Source organism: Mycobacterium sp. GA-1285, from assembly GCF_001499905.1.
In the GTDB taxonomy this organism is placed as follows: domain Bacteria; phylum Actinomycetota; class Actinomycetes; order Mycobacteriales; family Mycobacteriaceae; genus Mycobacterium.
Genome location: NZ_LQIS01000004.1, coordinates 20,720 through 41,160, shown reverse-complemented (window position 1 = coordinate 41,160; position 20,441 = coordinate 20,720). Strand labels below are relative to the sequence as shown.

Here is a 20,441-nt window from a genome sequence, read left to right as displayed (position 1 = left end):
ACCGCTCAGCGCGCTCCGACGATGTTGGCCAGCGCGGCGATGGGGGTGTCGTCGAGGTGCTGACAGAGCTCCAGCGGATGTTCGAAAACCCCTTCTGCCCCGGCTTTTTCGAGCTCTCCGCGGGAGACTCCCCCGCTGAGTACCCCGATGCTGTCGACGCCGGCCCGCTTGCAGGCTTCCACGTCCCAGACGGTGTCCCCGACGAAGACGGCGTGCGAAGCCGTCACACCGGCCCGCTCTAGGGCGACTTCGACGATGTCGGGCTCGGGTTTGGCGGTGTCGACGTCCTCTGATGAAGTCACCGCGTACAGCAGGTGGTCGCTGTCGAGCACCTCGCGCAGCATCGACAGCTCCTCCTCCGGTGCGGAGGTCGCCAACACCACTCGGATGTCGAGGTTGTGCACCGCCTCGAGCAGTTCGCGCGCGCCCGGCAATCGTCTCAGGTGCGGCGACAACTCCTTGTAGTAGCGCGAATGCAGATCCTTGGCGTGGCTACGGGCCTCCGCGTCGGCATCTGCTGCCAGCGTGCTGACCAGCGTCGTGCCGTCCATCCCGATGGAGCGGTGGATGCGCCAGGCCTCGACGGGGTGACCGGCCTCCTCGAAAGCCCGATACCAGGCGTGCACGTGCAGGTAGTTCGAGTCGACCAGGGTGCCGTCGATGTCGAAGAGGACGGCCGAGGCGGTCTTGGCTTGGTCTGTCACGACCGGTGCTGCTGCTCAGGCGCCCGGTTGGCGTCGGGACGCGCGGTGAGATCGTCTCGCACGCTGTCGGTCTTGGTCGAGGACGGATCGGCGACGGGGTCGGCCGCTCGGGTTTCGGGGTCCAGGGCCTCGGCGCGGGCGCGTTGTTCGTCGAGCTCGTCGCGCTTGGTGTTGACCGCGTCGCGGTGCGTGCGGGCGGCATCCTGCAGCCGGGCCGCCTCGGCGGCTTTCGCCTCGGCCTCGGCCTGCGCTGCGCGGGCGCGTGCCTCGGTTTCCTGCGCGACGGTTTCGCGTCTCTGTAGATGCTGCGACTTCTCGTCGACCTCCGTGCGGAGCCGCTCGGCCTCCATGCGGCGGCGCTTGTTGCGCGCGTTACGCGCCAGGACCGCCACCAGAACGACGGCGGCGATCAGGGCGATTGCGACGATGATCCACACGATGACGTTGGTATCCATGTCGGCTCCTCCGGTCTGTCGAGCCGGCTCTTTGACGAACCCGCCAATTCTGCGGGTGCCCGTGCAGCAGCCCACCTAAACGGTGGGTGCCCAGCCGCCCCAGTGTGCGGTCGGCCGCACAACGTCGTCAGCGTGATCCGCGGGTGCGTGGTCTATGGCGTCTGCTACAGCGTCGCGGTGAGTGGCCCCGACGGTTGGCAGACCGGCTCGGGCGGATTACCCGCCGTCGCGCACCCCCGGCCGGTCGCCACATACGTCGCGCCCGGTTGATACGGCGAGTAGTAGGCCCGCGCTGTCAACAGGCCGTTGTTCTGCACGCACCGCTCCGGTCCCGAACTGCCTTGAAGCACGACGCAGGCGATCGACTGATACGGCGTGCCGCCGTCACAGTCGGCCGGCGACATCGTCACCGTCACCATGTCTGTGCCTGATACCTGGACGACGTGCGGTGCGGAGAGGGTGAACCAGCACGGCGGATCACCCGGATCGGCACTTGCCGAGGCGGAAAGTGATGCACAGCTCAGGGCGACGGTGAAGACCGCGACCATCAGCGACCTGATCATCTCCGGATCGTAGGCCACCGCCGCGTCTCTGCGCTCCCCCTTTGCGCGAGCGCTTGGTGTCGAACCGTCGGGCTCTCAACGTGCCGCCAACGCGCGCAGCATGCCGGCCGCCGCTTTCGGCCACGTGAAGTGTTCGGCACGTCGACGTGCCTCCTTGCGCCGCAGAGCCTCTGGCCGACCGATGACCGAGGTGACCGCGCGCGCGATGGCGATCGGGTCGTTGTCGGCCGCCGCTCCGCTTCCGGCGTCGAGGACCTCGGTGAGCGCCGACGTCCGCGACACCACCGCCGGTGTCCCGCATGCCAGCGCCTCGAGAGCGGCCAGCCCGAACGTCTCATGCGGTCCGGGCGCCAGCGCAACGTCTGCGGTCGCCAGGATTGATGCCAACGTGTCGCGGCAGTCGATGTGGCCGGTGAAGTCGACGGGGAGACGGGCGGCCTTGCGCTCGAGGTGGGTCCGCAGCGGCCCGTCGCCGACCACGACGAGCCGCGCGTCCACACCAGAGGCGCGAAGAGCCGCGACGGTGTCGATGCTTTGGTGGGCGTGCTTCTCCACCGACAGACGACCGCAGTGTACGAGCAGCGTCTGCCCCGGCTCGGCCCATCGTTGCCGCAACGACGCCGACCGGCGGCGTGGGTGAAACTGGACAAGGTCCACTCCCAGCGGCACCGTGAACACATTGGGAGCGTGGATACGATCGAATTCGTCGCGCGCGAACGACGTTGTGCACACAACCGCGTCGTAGTTCTGCGCGGTGCGGCGGTTCGCAACGTCGGCGACCACGCGTGCGGCACGCTTCGGAAGAACCTGTGCGACAAGGCGATCAAGCCGCTCGTGGGAGATCATCACGGTGGAGACGCCGTGTCTTTGCCCCCACGTGCCCAGGGAACGCAATGTGAGTCGGTCAGACACTTCGATGGCGTCGGGTGTCAGCCGTTCCAGTAGTGCGGTGACTGGACCGGGCATCGCGGCACGATAGCCGCCGGTGAAGGGAATTCGTCGCGCCGGCAGTGCTATTCGGGTCACGCCGGAGGGCAGTGTCTGCCACTCGAACCGGGCCGCCGGCACAACCAGGTAGACGTCGTGACCGTGTGCGTGATACTCCGCGCCGAGGCGATCCACCGCGGTACGCAGGCCTCCGGAGCGCGGCCCGTAGAAATTGGCGATCTGCACGACGCGCATGCGCTCAATGTGACCGTCGGGCGTGTGCCGGCGTTGACGCGTCGATGGCGGGCAAACGAACTGCCGGTGAACGTGCTGACCGTCCTGGGGTCGCGGAAATGGAGGATGGGTAGATGGGTCAGGCGACGTAGCGGGCGAACCAGTCCTGCACGCGACGCCACGCGTCGGCAGCTGCGGTCGCGTTGTAGCGCTCGCCGGTGTCGTTGAAGAACGCGTGGTTGGCGTCGGGTTCGGTGACCAATTCGAAAACCAGACCGGCTTTTTCGAGCGCTGCCCGCGCGACCGGTTCTGTGGCGTTCACCCGCTGATCCTGTGCCGCGTAAATCCCAAGCACTGCAACGTCTTTCGACTTAGAGAAATCGGGGTCGTCGGGTGTGGGCCCGTAAAACGGGACAGCCGCTGACAGTCGGGGTTCGCCGGAGGCAAGCAGGCGCCACACATAACCGCCGCCCATACAGAACCCCACGGCCGCGATCTTCTTACCGGGCACGCGCCGTTGCAATTCGTCGATGCCCGATTTCAGGTCCGCGACCGCCTCCTCCGGAGAAATCTTGCCCAGCGCGGCCGTCGCTTCGGCGGGATCGGCGAACGTCGTTGTCCCGCCTTGTGCCGAAAGCAGATCGATCGCCAACGCGGAGTACCCGATTCCGGCGAACCGACCCGCCACCGAACGGATGTAGTCGTTGAGTCCCTTGTTCTCGTGGATCACGAGGACACCGCCGCGGGCGTTCGGCGCCTCGGCCCAGGCGGCCTGCAGTTCGCCGCGCGGCCCGGCCCACGTGACCGGTGCGGTCGGCACCGCAGCCTCGCTACCGGGCGGCGGGGCGCTGGCCGTCACCGCGCCGCTCGACGTGACCGGGGCGTCGGCCGTGGGCTCGCGGTTCTGGCCGCATGCGGCGAACAATGCCGTGGCGCCCGCGGTTCCGACGCCGAGCAGCGCTAGCCGGCGGAGCGCCTCCCGGCGGGACAGCAGGCCGTCGACGTGGTCGGTGGCGATCTCCTCGGCGATGTACCGCTGTATCGGGGTCATCCCAGCGAGTATGCCCTGATCCCGACGACGCTGGAGCCCTTCCACGGAGTCAGCTGATTGCCCAATAAGCGCACGTCAGCACGCAAAGTAGACAACATGACGAATCTGTTCACCGATTTCGTTGACATGGCAATCGCCGGGCTGTTCTATGGCGGGGTGCCCTACGACACGATCATCCGCAACGGACGCTGGTTCGACGGCACCGGTGCCCCGTCGGCGATCCGCAACCTCGGCATCCGCGGGGGCCGCGTGGTGGCGGTGAGCCCGACCGATCTCGATGCGTCCGGTTGCCCGCAAATCATCGACGCGACCGGCAAGTGGGTCCTGCCCGGCATGCTCGACATCCACACCCACTATGACGTGGAGGTGCTCAACGGTCCCGCGCTCGCGGAGTCGCTGCGCCACGGTGTGACCACGGTGATGCTCGGGTCCTGTTCACTGTCGACGGTGCACGTCGACGCCAGCGACGCCGGCGACATCTTCGGTCGGGTGGAGGCGATACCGCGCGAACACGTGATCACCGCGGTCGAACAGCACAAGACCTGGACGAACTGCGAGGAGTACATCCAGGCGCTGGAGTCTCGGCCACTGGGCCCCAACATCGCGGCCTTCATCGGACACTCCGATATGCGCGCCGCGACAATGGGACTCGATCGCGCCACGCGGCAAGACGTGTGTCCGGACAAGGCCGAGCAAGCTCAGATGGAGCGCTGGCTGTCCGAGGCGCTCGAGGCCGGCTTCGTCGGAATGTCTTCGCAACAACTGCTTTTCGACAAGCTCGACGGTGACGTGTGCCGATCGAGGACTCTTCCGTCGACCTACGCCAAACCGCACGAACTGCGTCGGCTGAAGGCACTGCTGCGTCGCACCGGCCGAATCCTGCAGTCGGGCCCCGACATTCAGAACCCGCTCAATCTCGCCTCGCAGCTGGTGCAGTCGCTGGGCCTCCTCCGCAACCCGCTCAAGACCAGCCTGTTGTCGGCCGCGGACGTGAAATCGAATCCCTACAGCATCCACGCGCTGGGCCCGGCCGCCCGACTGGTCACCAAGCTCGGCGGCAACTTCCGTTGGCAGCATCTGCCGGTCCCGTTCGAGGTCTACGCCGACGGCATCGATCTCGTGGTCTTCGAGGAGTTCGGCGCGGGTGCGGCGGCGCTACACCTGCGCGACGAGGTCGAGCGCAACGAGCTCATGCGTGACGCGGCCTACCGGCGCAGGTTCCGCAAGGAGTACGAGAGCAAGCTCGGAATCCGGGTGTGGCAGCGCGACTTCTTCGACGCCGAAATCGTCGCCTGCCCGGACGCTTCCATCGTCGGCAAGTCGTTCGGTCAGGTCGGTCAGGACCGCGGCGGCGCGCACCCCGTCGACGCCTTCCTCGATCTGGTACTCGAACACGGTACCGCGCTGCGCTGGCGCACCACGATTTCCAACCATCGACCAGAGGTGCTCAAGAAGCTCGCGACCGATTCCGGCATCCAAATGGGCTTTTCCGACGCCGGTGCGCACCTGCGAAACATGGCCTTCTACAACATGGGTTTGCGTTTCCTGCGCCACGTGTACAGCGCCGAACAAGCCGGCAAGCCATTCATGACGGTCGAACACGCCGTGCACCGACTCACCGGTGAGCTGGCCGACTGGTATCGCCTGGATGCCGGCCACCTGCGTATCGGTGACCGGGCCGACGTCGTGATCGTGGACCCCGCGCACCTCGACGACTCGTTGGACCGTTACGCCGAAGCGCGTGTCGACCAGTACGGCGGGCTGTCCCGCATGGTCAACCGCAACGACGACACGGTCTCGGGTGTGTTCGTCAGCGGCCGCGCGGTGTTCCTCGACGGCAAACCGACCGACCTCGTCGGCCGACGCCGAACCGGACGGTTCCTGCGCGCCGCGCACAAGGCGCCCGCGCTTGTCGAGCAGGAAGGTGAATTGGCCAGTGTCGATTGAGGATACGGTTCTCGGGATGTGGAAGGCGCTGTCGGCGCGTGACTGGGAGGCGGTCAAGACCTTTCTGTCCGACGACTGCATCTACCTCGACATGCCGGTAGGTCCGACGGCCGCTGCGCGCGGGCCGGAGGACATCGTCAAGCGGCTTAAGATCGGCTTGGAGCCGCTGGCCTCGTACGAGAACTTCACTGGGTTGCTGGTCGACAACGGTACCGACGTGATGTACGAGCATTCCGAGGAATGGCATTGGGCCACCGGTGAATCGGCTGTGCTTCAGTTCGTCAGCGTGCATCGCGTCGAGGACGGCAAGATCACGTTGTGGAAGGACTATTGGGACATGGGCGCGCTGGCCAACAACGCGCCGCCCACGTGGATGGAGGACTTCGCGAACGCGGACATGTCATGGGTGTTCGACGCCACTGGCATGGTGTGACTCCACGGCAGCAGACGGCCACATAACGCGAAAACTTATACGCTCCAGGCTAACCGGAACTTGTCGGCAGCATCCTCGGCGCTGAGGCCGCCGAAGTTCTCGTGCTCGTAGCGACGCACCGCCACCACGGACTCGACGACCGCATCGCCGAGGATGGCCCGCATGAGCGAGGAGCTCTCGAGTGCTTCGACCGCCTCGGACTGGTTCTGGACCATCGTCACGATGCCGCCCCGCTGTCGCTGCTCATCGGTCAGCGTCGCGGGATCGACCGTCGTCTCCGGCGGAGGTGTCAGCTTGCGCTCGATCCCGTCGAGGGTGAGTCCGAGGATCGCCGCCGTCGCCAAGTACGGGTTGGCAGACGGATCGACGACCTTGACTTCGACGTTGGCTCCCAACGGGTTGCCGACGCCGTCGATCACGAAACGCACTGCCGCCTCCCGGTTCTCGGTACCCCAGCAGACCGAAGCGCCCGACCAGTGACCGAGCTGCATGCGCTGGCCGGACACCACGGAGCCGGCCAGCACACCCTGAGCCTCGGGCAGTCCGGCGAGTAACCCGGCCACCGCCGACTCTCCCTCGGGTGTCAGCCCGTTGACGCCGTCACCGTCGGAGAACAGCGGGGTATCGCCGCGCTTCATTGAGAAGTGTTGATGCGAACCCGATCCGACCTCCCCCGCAAACGGCACAGGCGACAGGCTCACCCGCATCCCGTGCTGCCGCGCGACCCGGCCGATGATGATTCGCATCAGCACGAGTGCATCGGCGGCGGCAACGGGCGGCAGTGGGGCAAGCGAGATCTCGAACTGGTTGATGCCGTACTCGGGGTGAAACTGTTCGATCGCGACGCCTGATGCGGTTGCCGCGTCGGTGACGTCGCGCACGAACCCTTCGAACTCCAGGACCCCGGCCAGGCCGTATTGGGCCCAGAGGTGCGACGGCAACCGGCTGCCGTCGGGGCCGACGAGCACGAACTCCATCTCGTGGCCCACGACCGTGTCGATTCCCGCATCGGACAACCGATCCGCTACCCGGCTGAGCGCGCCGCGGGTGCAGTAGGCATCGGGCGTACCGTCCTCGTTGAAGAAGTTCCCTGGCGCCCAGGCCAATCCGTCGCCGAGGATGCGCAGTGCGCCGAGGTCGATCCGGATCCGTTGGTCCCCCACCACGCCGATATCACCGCCGAAGACGATTCCGCTCTGGTCGATGGCGAATACGTGCCACACGGGGCTGGCCCCGAGACCGGGATGCGCAAAGGTGCCCATCCGGCGCAGCGGCACGGTCTTGGCGAGCGTGAGGCCGGCCGCGTTGACCACCGTGCCGATGAGGGTCGCAACCCCGTCGGCCTCGAGTTGGGCGATCGCCGCCGCCGCGAGCGGTTTGGCTGCCACTGAATTCACGACAGCCATTGTGCTCGCCCCGTCGGGACCTACAGCGTGATCTTGCAACTTTGGCCGATGTCGAGCGTGCGCAACATGCGGCCCATGCCGAGCCACATCGCACACGACAGCGCCAGGTCGGTGAGCAGTTCGTCGGTGAAGTGCTCGCGGCAGCGCTGCCAGAAATCCTCGTCGTCGCGCAGACCGGTGTGGTCGCCGGCGAAGCGTTCGGCGAACTCGGCGGCGATCCGCTCCTGCGCGCTGAAGCCTGGCCACGTTCGCCATTCGGCGGCGTGGTCGTAGAGGTCCTCGTCGACGCCGGCGGCCAGACCCTCGGAGTCGCGGGTGTTCTGGCACACGACGCATTCGTTGTCCAAAGCGATGACCATCCGTGCCAGTTCGCGTACCCGCATCGGCAGGCGGTTCTTCGTGTAGACCGCTTTGGTGAAGCCGGCCATCGCGATGCCGATATCCGGCGACTTCGTCACCCAGGCGGCAGCGTCATCGTCGGCGAACTCCCCGATTCGACTCATGGCGGCATCGTACGCCCGACGACGTCGAATTGGAACACGTTCTAGTTCTGGACCCGCAGAGTCAGCCGGTGGTGACCAGTTGGGCGCGGTCGTCGGTCCAGTCGCGCTGCAGCAGCATTCGGTGTGCGATGCGCTCCAGCGCGGCCTCGACCTGGAACCGGTCCGGGCGCCCTTCGAAGGACGGTGAGGTGGCCAACTTCTCGACGATGCGGCCCACGATCGCCGTCGAGATGGCGTCGACCTCCCGGATCCCGTTCTGGGTCAGCCAGAGCCGCTCGTCGGTGCGAAGCGCCAGCCCGCGTCGCACCAGATCGTCGAACGTCGGCTCGATGATCTCGTACGGCACACGGAGCCGTTCGGCGATGTCGCTCAGCGTTGCCGAGCCGAATACCTGGTTCTGCCGGTAGATCTGAAGCAGTGCCCACATCTGGCTGACATCAAGGTCACATCCGGGTTCGCGGGCCAGGCTGCGCAGTCGGATCTCCGGCGAGTCGCGGAACAGCCGGCCGACGGCCACTTCGAGGATTTTCTCGGGTGATTCGGTGCGCGGCATGCCGAAGCCTTCACCCAGGTCCGAGGCCGACACCGTCTCCACCTCGCGCAGCTGCACCTCTTTGAGGAACAGTGAGACGACGAAGCCGACCACCGCCACGGGCACCGCGCACAGGAACACCCGACCCAGCGAGTCGGCGTAGGCGTCGATGATCGGCGCGGCCATCTGCGGGCTCAGCATGTGAAGCGCCTGCGGCGACTCCGCTGCGCGCGGCGGCGCACCGCTGGCGGCCAGCGCGGGTCCGATCCGGCTCGCGAGGAAGTTGGCGAACAGGCTCCCGAAAATCGCTGCGCCGAAAGAGCTTCCGATGGTGCGGAAGAAGGTGACGCCCGATGTGGCCACTCCGAGGTCGCTGAAGCTCGAGGTGTTCTGCACGACGAGCACGAGCACCTGCATACACAGTCCGATCCCAGCACCGAGAATGAACAGGTACAGCGACTGTCTCCAGGTAGGCGTCGCGGCGTTCATACCGGACAGCAACAGGAAGGCAACCGCCATGGTCGCGGTCCCAACGATCGGGAAGATTCGGTATCTGCCGGTGCGACCGACGATCTGGCCGCTGCCGACCGAGGTGATCAGCATGCCCGCGACCATGGGCAGCGTGCGAAGACCCGACGTCGTCGCCGAGACGCCGTTGACGAACTGCATGAACGTCGGCAGGAACGTCAAGGCGCCCAGCATCGCGAAGCCCACGATGAACCCGAGGATGCAACACACGGTGAACACGGGGCTGGTGAACAGCCGGATCGGCAGGATCGGTTCGGCAGCACGAAGTTCCACCCACACGAAGACGGCCAGCGCAGCGACCGAGCCTACGAACAACGCGATGATGGTGGCCGACGACCAGGGATACGTGCTGCCACCCCAACTCGTGGCCAACGTCAGTCCGGAGGCGCCCAGTCCGACGAAGACGATGCCCGCGTAGTCGATGACGGCCTTCCCGGATTTCGCCAGCGGCGGGATTGTCACGGCCGCGACGGCGAGCACCACCAGTGCGACCGGTACGTTGATCCAGAACGCCCAGCGCCAGGTGAGGTGGTCGGTGAAGAATCCGCCGAGCAGCGGGCCGATCACGGTGGTGACGCCGAACACCGCGCCGAGGGCGCCCTGGTAGCGACCGCGGTCGCGTAGCGGGATGACCTCACCGATCAACGCCATTGCCGTGACCATGATGGCGCCGCCGCCGACGCCCTGCAGTGCCCGGGACGCGACGAGCATGGTCATCGAACCGGCCATACCGCACAGCACCGAGCCGGCCAAGAAGAACATCACGGCGACGCCGAATACCGTCTTGCGGCCGAACAGGTCACCCAGCTTGCCGACGACTGCCGTGACGATCGTGGACGCCAGCAGGTAGCTGGTCACCACCCAGGACTGGTGGCCCGCACCGCCGAGGTCTGCGACCACTGTCGGCAGGGCGGTTGCCACGATCGTCTGGTCCAGCGCGGCGAGCAGCATCCCGAGCAGCACCGCGACGAAAATGGCGTTGCGGCGCCGCGGGCCGATCTCCGGACTGCCGGCGGCTGGATCGGCGGCCGTTGTCGTGGCCTGACTCGTCACTGCTTCCCTTCCGATGCGAACTCGTCAGCCATATCGTTAGAAAGGCTATGGAAGTTACGTACCGGGAGAGGTTTGCCCCTGCGGGGGTGCACAAAACGCTGTACGACCGTGCATAAAACGCTGAAAAAGCGCGGCGTGTCGTGTGCAAACCCGCACCCTCGCGCCACATGGGAGTCGCGCCACATGGGAACTCGCGCCACATGGGAATAGGGTGCGCGAGCCGCGAGAGGGCGCGGTCGGCGAAAGGTGGGTGCGCTACAGCGACGTCGGCGGGCGCGACACGCACTGTGCCGAGTAGAGTTCCTCGCCCAGCTTGTCCATCAGTTGCAGCTGCGTCTCCAGGTAGTCGATGTGGTCTTCCTCGTTGTTGAGGATCTTCTCGAGCAACGTGGCCGAGGTGGCGTCGCCCTTCTCGCGGCACATGATGATGCCCGGGCGGAGGCGCTCGAGTACCTCGTACTCGATCGCAAGGTCGGCCTCGAACTGCTCACGCAGGGTCTGGCCGATCCGCAGCGAGAACAGCCGCTGATAGTTCGGTAGACCATCCAGGAGGAGAATCCGGTTGGTTATGTCCTCCGCGTGATTCATTTCCTCGAACGACTCTTTACGCGTGTACTCAGCGAGTTCGGTGAAGCCCCAATTCGCCTGCATCTTCGAATGCAGGAAATACTGATTAATGGCCGTCAATTCGCTTGTCAATTGCTCGTTGAGCAGCTTCAGGACGTCCGGATCGCCTTGCATGATGGCTCCTAGGCACTTGGGGCTGGTCGAAGATTCGCTGTCGGTCGTGCACCTTCCACGCTAGTGCAGTTACGGCGTAGAAGCGCGCTTTAAACGATGCGCGCCTCGCGTTCTCGGCTGGATCCTAAACCACTCCGGCGTCTCGAGGCGCAGATCCGGGGCCTAGTCTGGACTGCCTAGGCTAAGTAAGGTTAGACTCCGCTAACCAATGCAGACGGCGCGGGCGAGACGGGAAGAATCGATGGGTCAGTACGACTTGCACTCATTGATTTTGGCGTGCGATTTTCGCGTCGCCGACGTCGAGCGAATGTGGAAATGGCTGAAGAAGCGCCGCGATAATCTGCAATCAATCGGCGCTCACCATGTCGTCGTGTATGAGTCGATCTGGGAGCCGAACCGAGTTCTCGTGACAATTGGAATTCGCAATGCGCGGTCCATTCGCGACGTCCTTCGGTCATCGGCGGTCTTCGAGTGGTTCGACATCGCCGGAGTCGACGACATCCCGCCGATCTTCGGCGGCGAAGTGGTCGAAAAGGTCGACCTCTACCCGCCATCACCCGCCGACCACGTCGGCCGGGTGGTCGTGGGCGTCATGTCGTCGGTGGAGGACGTGTCGGCGTTGATGGTCAAGATCCACGACGGTGTCGAACGCTTCAAGCGCGGCGGAGTGCGCAAGATCTGGGTCTACCGCGCGCTCGACGACGGGCAGGAAGTCATGATCCTGCAGGAGATCGAGGATGAAACCGCGGCTCGGCAGTGGATCGATCATCCGGACGCGGCTGCGGAGTGGACGTCCAACGTGGGATTGGGTCCCTATCCGAGCCACTTCGTCGGTCGGTTCGCCCACTTGATGAGCATCGACGGGCAGGGGTGAGGGGGCGCCGTGTTTGTCTGCTTGTGTATGGGGATCACCAGTCACGATGTGACCGAATGCGTGGCCAACGGGGCGCGGACCTCCAAGCAGATCGCCGACGCCTGCGGCGCCGGCGGCGACTGCGGGCGATGCCGACGCACCCTGCGAGCGATCATCGCGGCGCACTGCGAGGCCGACGGCGCGACGCCCAATGTTGTGAACCACCAGAGCCGCGTCACTCCCCGCGCTTACCGGTGAAGTCGGCCAGCGCACTTGCGTTGGCCGCTGCGCCCATCAACACCGCGAAATGCTCGTTCTCCCGTGCCGTCGCGGCGATGATCCCCTCGCGGGTCGGTGCCGTCATCGTCTGCTTGACGGCCATGAGGCTCGCGACGGGCCGCGAGGCGAGAAGTTCGGCGTGCCGCCGGGCCTCCGCCAACAACTCCTCGGGTGGGCAGACCTTCCAGGCCAGACCCATCCGATGCGCCTCGGCCGCGTCCACCCACTCCGACGACATCAACAGCCATGCGGCGTTCTGCCTGCCGATCAGCCGCGGCAACAGATACGACGATGCCGCCTCGGGAGCCACACCGAGGCTGGTGAACGGGGTCTTGAGCCGCGCGTCGGCCGACATGAAGACCAGATCGGCGTAGCCCAGAATCGTTGCTCCGATGCCGACACCGACGCCGTTGACGGCGCAGATCAACGGTTTCGGGAAGTCGGCTAGCGCGTCGATCATCGCGGTGAAGTGGCTGCCCTGTTCGTTGAACGCGGGATCGGTTATGCGCCTGTGCATCTCGTGGAGATCGTTGCCGGCGCTGAAGGCGCGACCCTCGCCGGTCAGTAAGACGACCGCGACCTCGTCGTCGGCGGCCGCGTCCGTCAGTGCGGTCGCGGTCGCGAGGTACATCTCCTCGTTGAACGCGTTGAGCACGTCGGGCCGGTTCAGGGTGAGGGTGCGGATGCGGTTGTCATCGGCGATCCGCAGAGTCGTTTCAGCCACCGCAGCAGATTATGCGTTACCCGTTGCCGTAGACCGGGTGGGTGCGATGAGCACCGCGGTGCGACGCAGAGCCATTGATGAACGGCGTCCGGTACACGTAGCGACTGGTCGGAACCGTGTCGATGTCGCGATTCGCGCCGAACGCCGACGTGCTGGCCACCATCCGCTCCATGCGCCTGCGCAGATCGTCGTCGTCGGCCGCGCCGAAGAAGGCGTGCAGGTCGGACAGCGCGGCGGAGGGGAACAGTTCCTCGACGATCGCCGAGACCGGCGGTGCGCCCGGTGTGAGAGCCCGCACCACGGCGTTCTGCGTATAGCCGAACGTCGACTGCGTCTCGATGGCCACGGGCGTGTGGTCGATGTCCCAGCGGGTCAACCAGGTCGACTCGTCCAGGTCGGCGGGTCTGCGCAGCAGCGCGATGTTGGCGAATCCCTCGGTCCGCTCCCCCGGCGCGGTTTCCGGCGGAGCCAAGGGGACCGATTCGGTGACGAGGTAGGCGGCCGCCTCGTCGGCCTCCTGGCGGAGTCGCGCCAGGACGGCGGCGACCTGATCGCCGTAGGACTGCTGTGTCCACAGGCTGACGAAGCCGACCACGGGCGGGTCCAACGTCGTCAAGGTCATCAACGAGTCGCGGACCGCGTCGTCGCGCACGTTCACCGTCAAACCCGGAACGCCGAGGTCCAGCAGATTCGGGACGACCTGTTCGTGCAGGCGCGCACACCACGCGTCGTCGATGTCGGCGCCGCGCAGGGTGATGACGACTTTCTCCACGAGGCGAACTTAACGCGTCGCGGCGCTCAGGCTTCCAACCGCTCGCGGACGCGGGCCAGTCGCTGCCTCAACTCGTTTTCGTCGATGACGCCCCGAGCCACCAGCGAGTGCGCCAGCGACACCAGTTGGCTCTCGGGATAGGGCAACTGGGCGTAGCGCGTCGCCGTCAACGCGTCCTCTTCGTCGCGGCGTGCCTGGAAGTCCGGGATGTCGGCATCGCATGCCGCCCGGTCGAGGGCGTCGCACATCCCGTCCAGGCTCGTCTTCCACGGCGGCACAGGGTTTTCCACCCCGTACTTCGCCGCCATCCGGGGCCAGACCTGGTTGCGCTCGACGATCTCTTCGAGCGGGGTGATGGTGGTCTGTTCGATCCCGGGATCCGGTGTGGCGCTCATGCTTCGGAAGCGGGGTGAACGGCCGGACGGGTGTCGGTGATGACGTTGGTGGTGACGCCCGGTTTGGGTAAAGCGACACCGATGAGACAGTCGCGCGTGACGATTTCGGCGAGTTGCTGCTCGGTCCAGTCCTCGGTGCCTTCGGGGCGCATGGGCATCACCATGAAGCGGTGCTTCTGGTTGGAATCCTGCACGCGAACGGTCACCTCGTCGGGTAGATACAAGCCGAACTCCGCCAGCACCTGACGCGGCCACCGCACCATCCGCCTGCGGTAGTTGGGCGTGCGGTACCACTCCGGCGAATTGCCCAGGATCGGCCTCGGGTAGCAGGAGCACAACGCGCACACAATCACGTTGTGCACCGTCGGTGTGTCCGCGAGGATCTCGAAAGCCGTGAAGTCGCTGGGTGTTCCGAACCCGGTCGGCTCCATCCAGTCGACCCCGGCCTCTTTGCTGGCGGTCATGGGTTCGGCCAGCGCGAGTTCTTTGAACTCGGGATTCAGCCACGCCCTGGCGACCAGCGTGGCGGCGGGAGTCGGCCCGATCTGTTCGGCGAACTCGGTGAAGCGCCGATGCTCCTCGGCGGTGAAGATGCCCTTCTCGATGCACAGTTCGCGCAACGCGATCTCGAGTACCTCGAAATCGGTGATCTCGTCGACCATCGGCGCGACCGTGCGATCGTGTTCGTGTTCGTGATCGTGGTCTGTCATGAGACGGCCTCCAGCCAGTGCTCGGGGATCTCGGTCTGTATGACGTCGTCGCCGGTGCCGGTGTAGCCGTGCCACAGCTGCGACATGTTGAACCGCACGACGTAGAACCACTCCGGCTTCGCCGGGCGGTCCCATGTCTCATCCTCGGCCGCCGGGCTTTCGTAGGCGACGGTCGCGATCTCGCCGCGTGCTCCGCGCACGTACTCGGGAGTGCGTGTGTAGAAGATCACCGGAAGTTCCCGCACCACCACCGCGTCGCCGACCTTGAACTTGGGTTCTCCGGCCTGCCCGGCATAGACCTGCGGATCGCCTTTGCCCACCGCGTGCTTGTGGTGGGCGTTGCGCTTGACGTCTGCCCCGTCGCCTTCGAACTTCGGCTCGGCTTCCAGTCTCTTGCCGGCCAGCCCATCCTCGTAGCGCGCCTTGACCTCGGCCATCCGCTCACTCAATTCGGTCAGGCCGATGTGGTGCTTCTCGACAAGCACGCGCGCGACGGCCAACAGCCAGCGGCCGTAGTACGGCAGCCCCAGATATTGGGCCCTCCCCACATCGACGTTGCCGATGCGTCGGCGTTCCTCGGAGAGCCAGATTCCGCGCCAGGCGAGCACTTCGCAGATCACATACGTCATGTGCTCCCAGAGCTCGTACTGCTTGTTCTCGTACTTGATCGGCGCATCCGGTTCCCCGCCGACGTCGTGGACGGGTTTGAGATATGCGGTGATCCGGTCGTGGTCGAGGAGATCCGGTGTCGGGGCATCCGGTAGTTCGGGATAGGCCGACTTCAACCGGGCCACCAAGTCGAGTTGAGCTGCTCGCTCGGCCGCCGTGCTCATGACGATTCCCTTCGTCGACCTTGCCGAGCCACCGTCGTCGTGCGCGGTCCGGCCCGGTAGTTCTGGTCAGACGACCTCCGATGCTGCTACCCGACGCCGTCGGCTGACTCTAACGCCGAACCCGGGCCGTCGCAGGGGAATCGGAACGAGGGCTTCGATCCGCTCCGGAGATGCCGGGCTTGCGCTGTGGCACATCATGTTTGAGGCCGCGGCGTCTGGCTGCGCGGCGGTTGCGCTCGCATCCGCGCAACATCACCGAATTTGACGCGCGCGATGTGCAGGCGATGGCGTGCACAAGCGTCAGAATGGGAACGTGAGCACCCGCAGCAGGGTCATCGACGCCCTACGGCCGGCCATGCCCGAACCGTGGGCGGTGGCCAGAAGCCTCCTCGGCGTGTTCGCCGTCGCCGCGATCACGCTGCTGTGGGACTCGGGAACGACCGCTGTCTGGGTCGCCGGCGCGGGGGCCGTCGCCGGCGCTGTCGCCTTGCAGGACAGTCCGGGCGGACGGATCGCCCGAGTGCTGGTCGTCGCCGTCGAAATGGGCATGGCCGTCTTCCTCGGATCCTTGCTCTCCGCGTTCGACGTCGTGTTCATCGTGGCGCTGGCGCTCTGGTGCTTCGCAGCCGGCCTGCAGTGGGCCGTCGGCAATAACGTCGGCCTGGTGGCCGCGGCGGGAGGCGCCCTGTTCGCGATCGCGCCGCCGCTTTCTCCGTCGGCGTCGTCGGTGCTCGTCCCCACCGCACTGACGATCGGCGCCGGTGCCCTGCAGGCGGGGCTGATCGCGATCTGGCCGCCGCAGCGGTGGCGCACTCAACGCGAGGCGCTCGCCGACGCATACGGGGCGCTGGCCACGGATGCCCGTCAACTCGCCCAGGACGGGGAGACGCCGGCCGGTGCGACGCTGAAGCCGTCGCTGCGTGATGCGTTCATCGACACCCAGGCAGGACGGCGACCCGAGGCGTACCGCGGTGGGCACCGGTTACCCGAACGGATCATGGCAACACTGCTCATGCTGCGAGGCACCCCGGCGGGCGAGCGCGACGATGTCTCCCGTGTGTTGGCGGCCGCGGCCGAAGTGCTCGACGCAATCGCCGACCACACCCACGTCGCGCGGCGTAACGCCGAGCACGGTCTGGTTCGGCTGGATGCCGCGGTGGCCGCACTGGACGAGCCGGGAACCCCTGATGTCCAACGGCTTTGCCAACAACTTCACGAAGCGGCGGAGCTGCGGTTTCCCGATCTGTATCGGCCCGATTTGATCAGCCCCGCGCGTGGGGGCCTGGCCTCTGTACGTTCCCACATGAGCTTGGCGTCGCCGCTCTTCCGCCACGCCATCCGGCTGTCTGCGGCGGTCGCGGTCGCCGCGTGCGCGGACCGATTCGCCCCCGTCGCGCACGGCCACTGGATCGCTCTGACGGTGCTCATGGTGTTACGTCCGGAGACCGCTCACACCTATACACGTTGCGTCGGTCGGCTCGCGGGCATCGCGGCCGGGGTCGTCGTCGCGTCGCTGATCGTGATGCTGGCTCAGCCCACGGGTCTGATCGCCGCCGCACTTGCCACGCTGGGCCTAGCGGCGACGTATGCCGCCACCAGGACGGGATACATCGCCATCAGCGCGGCCGTCGCTGCTTCGGTCGTGTTCCTTCTCGAGACCGATGCCGCCACCTCCGGTGCAACACTCGAGGACCGGTTGTTCTCGATCGTCGTCGGAGGCGGACTCGCGGTCGTGGCACACGTCGCGTTACCCGACCACGCGCTGACCCGGCTGCATCACCGCGCCGGAGAACTACTCAAGACCGAGATCGACTATGCCGCAACGGTCGTCAGGGCTTATGTCCATCCCCTCGAGCATCCGGCCGACGCCGTGTCCTCGGCGTGGCAACACGCGTACCGCGCCCGCGCCGGATTCGAAGCCGCGTCGGGCGCCACCCGGATGGAATCCCGCGAGCTGCGCCGGTGGTTGCGTTCATACCGCACCGCGCTCAACGCCGTCACCATTTCGTGCACCGCGCTGGAGGCCAATCTGCCGAATCGGCCGCCGGCGACGCTGACTCCCGATTTCATCGCCGCCGTCGACGATTTCGTCGATGCGCTGAGAGGCGCACCGCCGAACCCGGGAACACCGTGGACCGTCGACATCGCGGCGTTGACCGCGGCCAATCAGCAGGTACGGGAGAAGGCCGAGGGACTCTCCGGTGACGACGGCGCCGCCCGGGTACTGGTGGCCGAGATCGGTGTCATCACTCGCAGCTTGGCGGGCATCGCCGCTATCCGCGAGCCCACTTCGGTTCGATGAACACGCCCTCGGCTTCCACCGTCACACCCTCGTCGTCGGCGAGATAGCCCGTCGCATAAGACTTGATGCCCTCGGATCTGGTGATTGTCGCCTCCGCGTGCAGCCGCCCGAGACGGGTCGGGCGCAGATATCGCAGAGTGATGGTTCCGGTGAACCGGGGGTTTGTCGAGTTGGCGGCGACCTCACCGAGGACGTGGTCGAGGATCAGTGCCGAGATCCCGCCGTGCACGTGCCCCGGCGGGCCCTCGTAGGCGGCGCCGAGTTCGAAGTCGGTGTACACGCTTCCGTCATCGCCCTGCTCGATGGTCAACGGTGGTGCGATCGGGTTGCGCAGCCCGATCACCGGGTTGCCCCACGGCAGCCGGTCGCCGCCGGTGGTCAAACGCACGCCGAAGGGTCCGTCGATCTGCCGTGACCGCAGAACGGCCGTCGCGCTGTCGATCTGCTCGCGGATCGCCGCGACCGTGTCGGCGTCCACCTCGGTGCGGATGGTGGCGTCGATCAACTGTCGGACCGACTCGGCGAGCGGACCGTAGACGCCGCGCAGCCGGTCGATCTCTGTTGGCGACACATCGCCGATGTCGGTGAACTGCGCCACCCAAGCACTAGAACACTTTCCGGCGCGGGTTGTCGAATCGCTCGTCGTGCCTGGGCGCGAGCGCTCGACCATGTACGGATCGCAGCCCAGAAACCGTACAAGGGTGTGCGCTGAGGGCCGGCGGGGCGACTCGGCCCTGTTCGCGGCGTGTCTGCTCGCAGCCCTCGCCAGCGCCGCGCTGGTGAATTATCGTGCCGTGAATGAGCATCTCGCTCAGCGACGAGACCTATTACGACCTCGGGTCGTATCACCGGCCGATCGACACACCGTCGGCGCAGGCCCAAGTGTGGTTCGACCGTGGGATGGTGTGGTGCTACGCCTTTAACCACGAGGAGGCCATCCGCTGCTTCGAGCGGGCGCTCGAACTGGATCCGGAGTCGTCGATCGCCCGCTGGGGCATCGCATACGCGATCGGGCCGAACTACAACAAGGGTTGGGACGCCTTCGATCCCGTCGACGCGGCGGCGTCGCTGGCGCGCGCCAGGATGGAGCTGCAACTGGCCGCCGGCAATCGTGCGTCGCCGGTGGAGCGTGGCCTGATCGCAGCGCTGCAGACTCGATTTCCCACCGACGATCCGCACGACACCGAGGCACTCGCGGCCGGTGGCGTACGCTACGCCGACACCATGGCGTCGCTGGCGCAGGCCTATCCCGACGACGTCGATGTGCAGGCCCTCGCCGCCGACGCGTTGGTGAACGTGACGGCATGGGCGTTGTGGGACACCAGAACCGGTGAGCCCGCTCCCGGCTCTCGGGTGCTGGCGGCCAAACGAATCCTCGACGACGCACTGGCCACCGAGGCAGGCCGCGACCACCCGGGCATCCTGCACCTCTTTGTGCACACGATGGAGATGTCGGCGGCCCCGCAGGATGCGCTGTCCGCGGCGGATCTGCTGCGCGGCCTGGTGCCTGACGCCGGCCACCTGCGGCACATGCCGAGCCACATCGACGTCCTGTGCGGCAACTACCGCGACTCGGTCGTGGCCAATCAGGTGGCGATACAAGTGGATCGGCGGTTCGTCGAACACGAGGGGCCGCTGAACTTCTACTCTCTGTACCGGGCGCACAACCTGCACTTCGTCGTGTATTCGGCGATGTTCGAAGGCAATTCACATTCCGCGTTCGCCGCCGCCGACGAACTGGCCGGCCAGCTCAGCCCGGAGCTGCTGGCGATCGAGTCTCCGCCGATGGCCGACTGGCTGGAGGCGTTCGTGCCGTTGCGCACACATGTGATGGTGAGGTTCGGCCGCTGGGACGAACTGATCGCCCAACCCCTGCCCGGTGATCGGCAGCTGTACTGCAGCACGGTCGCGACGATCCACTACGGGCGCGGCGTCGCGCACGCCGCCATGGGTAACCTGGAACAGGCCCGAGCCGAGCGCGAGGCGTTCGCCGACGCCTACGGCCGCATTCCCGAGAGCCGATACCTGTTCAACAACACCGTGATCGACATCCTGGCGATCGCCGGTGAGATGCTCGACGGTGAGATCGCCTACCGTGCAGGCGGTTACGACACAGCATTTGCCCATCTGCGGCGGGCGGTCGAACTCGACGACGCCCTGCCCTACGACGAACCCTGGGGCTGGATGCAGCCGACCCGCCATGCCTACGGCGCCCTGCTACTCGAACAGGGTCACGTCGAGCAGGCCGCCTCGATTTATGCCGCCGACCTCGGACTGGATCCCACTCTCCCTCGGCCGTGCCAGCACCCGAACAACGTATGGAGCCTGCACGGCTACCACGAATGCCTGCAGCGGCTGGGCCGCGACGCCGAGGCGCAGATCATCGGGCAACAGCTCACGCTCGCACGGGCGCGCGCCGACGTCCCGGTTCGCGCGTCGTGTGCCTGTCGGCTGGACGTCTCCCCGGGCTGCTGCGACTGAACCGTAGACTCCGAC

General features: G+C 66.4%; 21 protein-coding genes. 6 read left to right on the top strand and 15 right to left on the bottom strand.

The features are described from left to right. Window positions 1–5: 5 nt before the first annotated feature. The 5 genes from AU193_RS03705 to AU193_RS03685 form a co-directional block, all read right to left on the bottom strand. Window positions 6–704 carry an HAD family hydrolase gene (locus AU193_RS03705; protein WP_064421005.1) on the bottom strand — a complete coding sequence of 233 codons (699 nt, stop codon included), beginning with the start codon at window positions 702–704 and terminating at the stop codon, window positions 6–8. Beyond that, window positions 701–1,159, bottom strand: coding sequence for a hypothetical protein (locus AU193_RS03700; protein ID WP_064421004.1), 459 nt, complete (start codon window positions 1,157–1,159; stop codon window positions 701–703). The genes AU193_RS03705 and AU193_RS03700 overlap by 4 nt, the downstream gene beginning before the upstream one ends. Window positions 1,160–1,323: 164 nt before the next feature. Next, complete coding sequence (locus AU193_RS03695; RefSeq protein ID WP_064421092.1) at window positions 1,324–1,722, bottom strand: hypothetical protein; 399 nt, start codon at window positions 1,720–1,722, stop codon at window positions 1,324–1,326. Window positions 1,723–1,797: 75 nt separating this feature from the next. Continuing rightward, complete coding sequence (locus AU193_RS03690) at window positions 1,798–2,904, bottom strand: glycosyltransferase (protein ID WP_064421003.1); 1,107 nt, start codon at window positions 2,902–2,904, stop codon at window positions 1,798–1,800. Window positions 2,905–3,022: 118 nt separating this feature from the next. Further along, window positions 3,023–3,934 (bottom strand): dienelactone hydrolase family protein, encoded by a 912-nt coding sequence (locus AU193_RS03685; RefSeq protein WP_064421002.1) that lies wholly within the window; start codon window positions 3,932–3,934, stop codon window positions 3,023–3,025. A gap of 96 nt (window positions 3,935–4,030) precedes the next feature. Here AU193_RS03685 and AU193_RS03680 point away from each other — a divergent pair, with 96 nt between their 5' ends. Both AU193_RS03680 and AU193_RS03675 read left to right on the top strand, forming a co-directional pair. Continuing rightward, entirely contained in the window at window positions 4,031–5,881 is a 1,851-nt protein-coding gene (locus AU193_RS03680) for an amidohydrolase family protein (RefSeq protein WP_371259134.1), read from the top strand. Further along, entirely contained in the window at window positions 5,871–6,314 is a 444-nt protein-coding gene (locus AU193_RS03675) for a nuclear transport factor 2 family protein (RefSeq protein ID WP_064421001.1), read from the top strand. The genes AU193_RS03680 and AU193_RS03675 overlap by 11 nt, the downstream gene beginning before the upstream one ends. A gap of 35 nt (window positions 6,315–6,349) precedes the next feature. On the opposite strand, the gene AU193_RS03670 is transcribed toward AU193_RS03675, so the two are convergent. From AU193_RS03670 to bfr, 4 genes are all read right to left on the bottom strand, one after another. Next, window positions 6,350–7,720, bottom strand: a complete 1,371-nt coding sequence (locus AU193_RS03670; RefSeq protein ID WP_064421000.1) for a glutamine synthetase family protein — start codon at window positions 7,718–7,720, stop codon at window positions 6,350–6,352. Window positions 7,721–7,740: 20 nt separating this feature from the next. After that, complete coding sequence (locus tag AU193_RS03665) at window positions 7,741–8,223, bottom strand: carboxymuconolactone decarboxylase family protein (protein ID WP_064420999.1); 483 nt, start codon at window positions 8,221–8,223, stop codon at window positions 7,741–7,743. Between the two features lie 61 nt (window positions 8,224–8,284). Next, window positions 8,285–10,336, bottom strand: a complete 2,052-nt coding sequence (locus tag AU193_RS03660; protein WP_064420998.1) for an MDR family MFS transporter — start codon at window positions 10,334–10,336, stop codon at window positions 8,285–8,287. A gap of 255 nt (window positions 10,337–10,591) precedes the next feature. Further along, complete coding sequence (bfr, locus tag AU193_RS03655) at window positions 10,592–11,077, bottom strand: bacterioferritin (RefSeq protein ID WP_064420997.1); 486 nt, start codon at window positions 11,075–11,077, stop codon at window positions 10,592–10,594. 241 nt (window positions 11,078–11,318) lie between these two features. On the opposite strand from bfr, the gene AU193_RS03650 reads away from it, so the two are divergent. Together AU193_RS03650 and AU193_RS03645 are read left to right on the top strand one after the other, a co-directional pair. After that, on the top strand, window positions 11,319–11,951 hold the full coding sequence (locus AU193_RS03650; RefSeq protein WP_064420996.1) for a hypothetical protein: 633 nt from the start codon (window positions 11,319–11,321) through the stop codon (window positions 11,949–11,951). A gap of 27 nt (window positions 11,952–11,978) precedes the next feature. Further along, the gene (locus tag AU193_RS03645) at window positions 11,979–12,188 is read left to right on the top strand and encodes a bacterioferritin-associated ferredoxin (protein ID WP_253867597.1); all 210 of its coding nucleotides are present in this window, start codon (window positions 11,979–11,981) and stop codon (window positions 12,186–12,188) included. On the opposite strand, the gene AU193_RS03640 is transcribed toward AU193_RS03645, so the two are convergent. The 5 genes from AU193_RS03640 to AU193_RS03620 are packed head-to-tail and all read right to left on the bottom strand — an operon-like array spanning window position 12,166 to window position 15,643. Continuing rightward, window positions 12,166–12,933 (bottom strand): enoyl-CoA hydratase/isomerase family protein, encoded by a 768-nt coding sequence (locus tag AU193_RS03640; protein WP_064420994.1) that lies wholly within the window; start codon window positions 12,931–12,933, stop codon window positions 12,166–12,168. The genes AU193_RS03645 and AU193_RS03640 overlap by 23 nt on opposite strands. A 16-nt stretch (window positions 12,934–12,949) precedes the next feature. Next, window positions 12,950–13,705 carry an EthD domain-containing protein gene (locus tag AU193_RS03635; protein ID WP_064420993.1) on the bottom strand — a complete coding sequence of 252 codons (756 nt, stop codon included), beginning with the start codon at window positions 13,703–13,705 and terminating at the stop codon, window positions 12,950–12,952. A 26-nt stretch (window positions 13,706–13,731) separates the two neighbouring features. Next, a complete protein-coding gene (locus tag AU193_RS03630; RefSeq protein WP_064420992.1) occupies window positions 13,732–14,100 on the bottom strand; it encodes a hypothetical protein in 369 nt (122 codons plus the stop codon). Beyond that, window positions 14,097–14,810, bottom strand: coding sequence for a thiocyanate hydrolase subunit gamma (gene scnC, locus AU193_RS03625; protein WP_064420991.1), 714 nt, complete (start codon window positions 14,808–14,810; stop codon window positions 14,097–14,099). The genes AU193_RS03630 and scnC overlap by 4 nt, the downstream gene beginning before the upstream one ends. After that, window positions 14,807–15,643 (bottom strand): SH3-like domain-containing protein, encoded by an 837-nt coding sequence (locus AU193_RS03620; protein WP_064420990.1) that lies wholly within the window; start codon window positions 15,641–15,643, stop codon window positions 14,807–14,809. Before AU193_RS03620 ends, scnC begins: the two co-directional genes overlap by 4 nt. Window positions 15,644–15,998: 355 nt before the next feature. Here AU193_RS03620 and AU193_RS03615 point away from each other — a divergent pair, with 355 nt between their 5' ends. Further along, complete coding sequence (locus AU193_RS03615; protein ID WP_156425113.1) at window positions 15,999–17,945, top strand: FUSC family protein; 1,947 nt, start codon at window positions 15,999–16,001, stop codon at window positions 17,943–17,945. Here AU193_RS03615 and AU193_RS03610 read toward each other — a convergent pair. After that, complete coding sequence (locus AU193_RS03610; RefSeq protein ID WP_064420989.1) at window positions 17,917–18,543, bottom strand: PaaI family thioesterase; 627 nt, start codon at window positions 18,541–18,543, stop codon at window positions 17,917–17,919. The genes AU193_RS03615 and AU193_RS03610 overlap by 29 nt on opposite strands. 200 nt (window positions 18,544–18,743) lie before the next feature. On the opposite strand from AU193_RS03610, the gene AU193_RS03605 reads away from it, so the two are divergent. Continuing rightward, on the top strand, window positions 18,744–20,426 hold the full coding sequence (locus tag AU193_RS03605; RefSeq protein ID WP_064420988.1) for a tetratricopeptide repeat protein: 1,683 nt from the start codon (window positions 18,744–18,746) through the stop codon (window positions 20,424–20,426). Window positions 20,427–20,441: the final 15 nt, after the last annotated feature.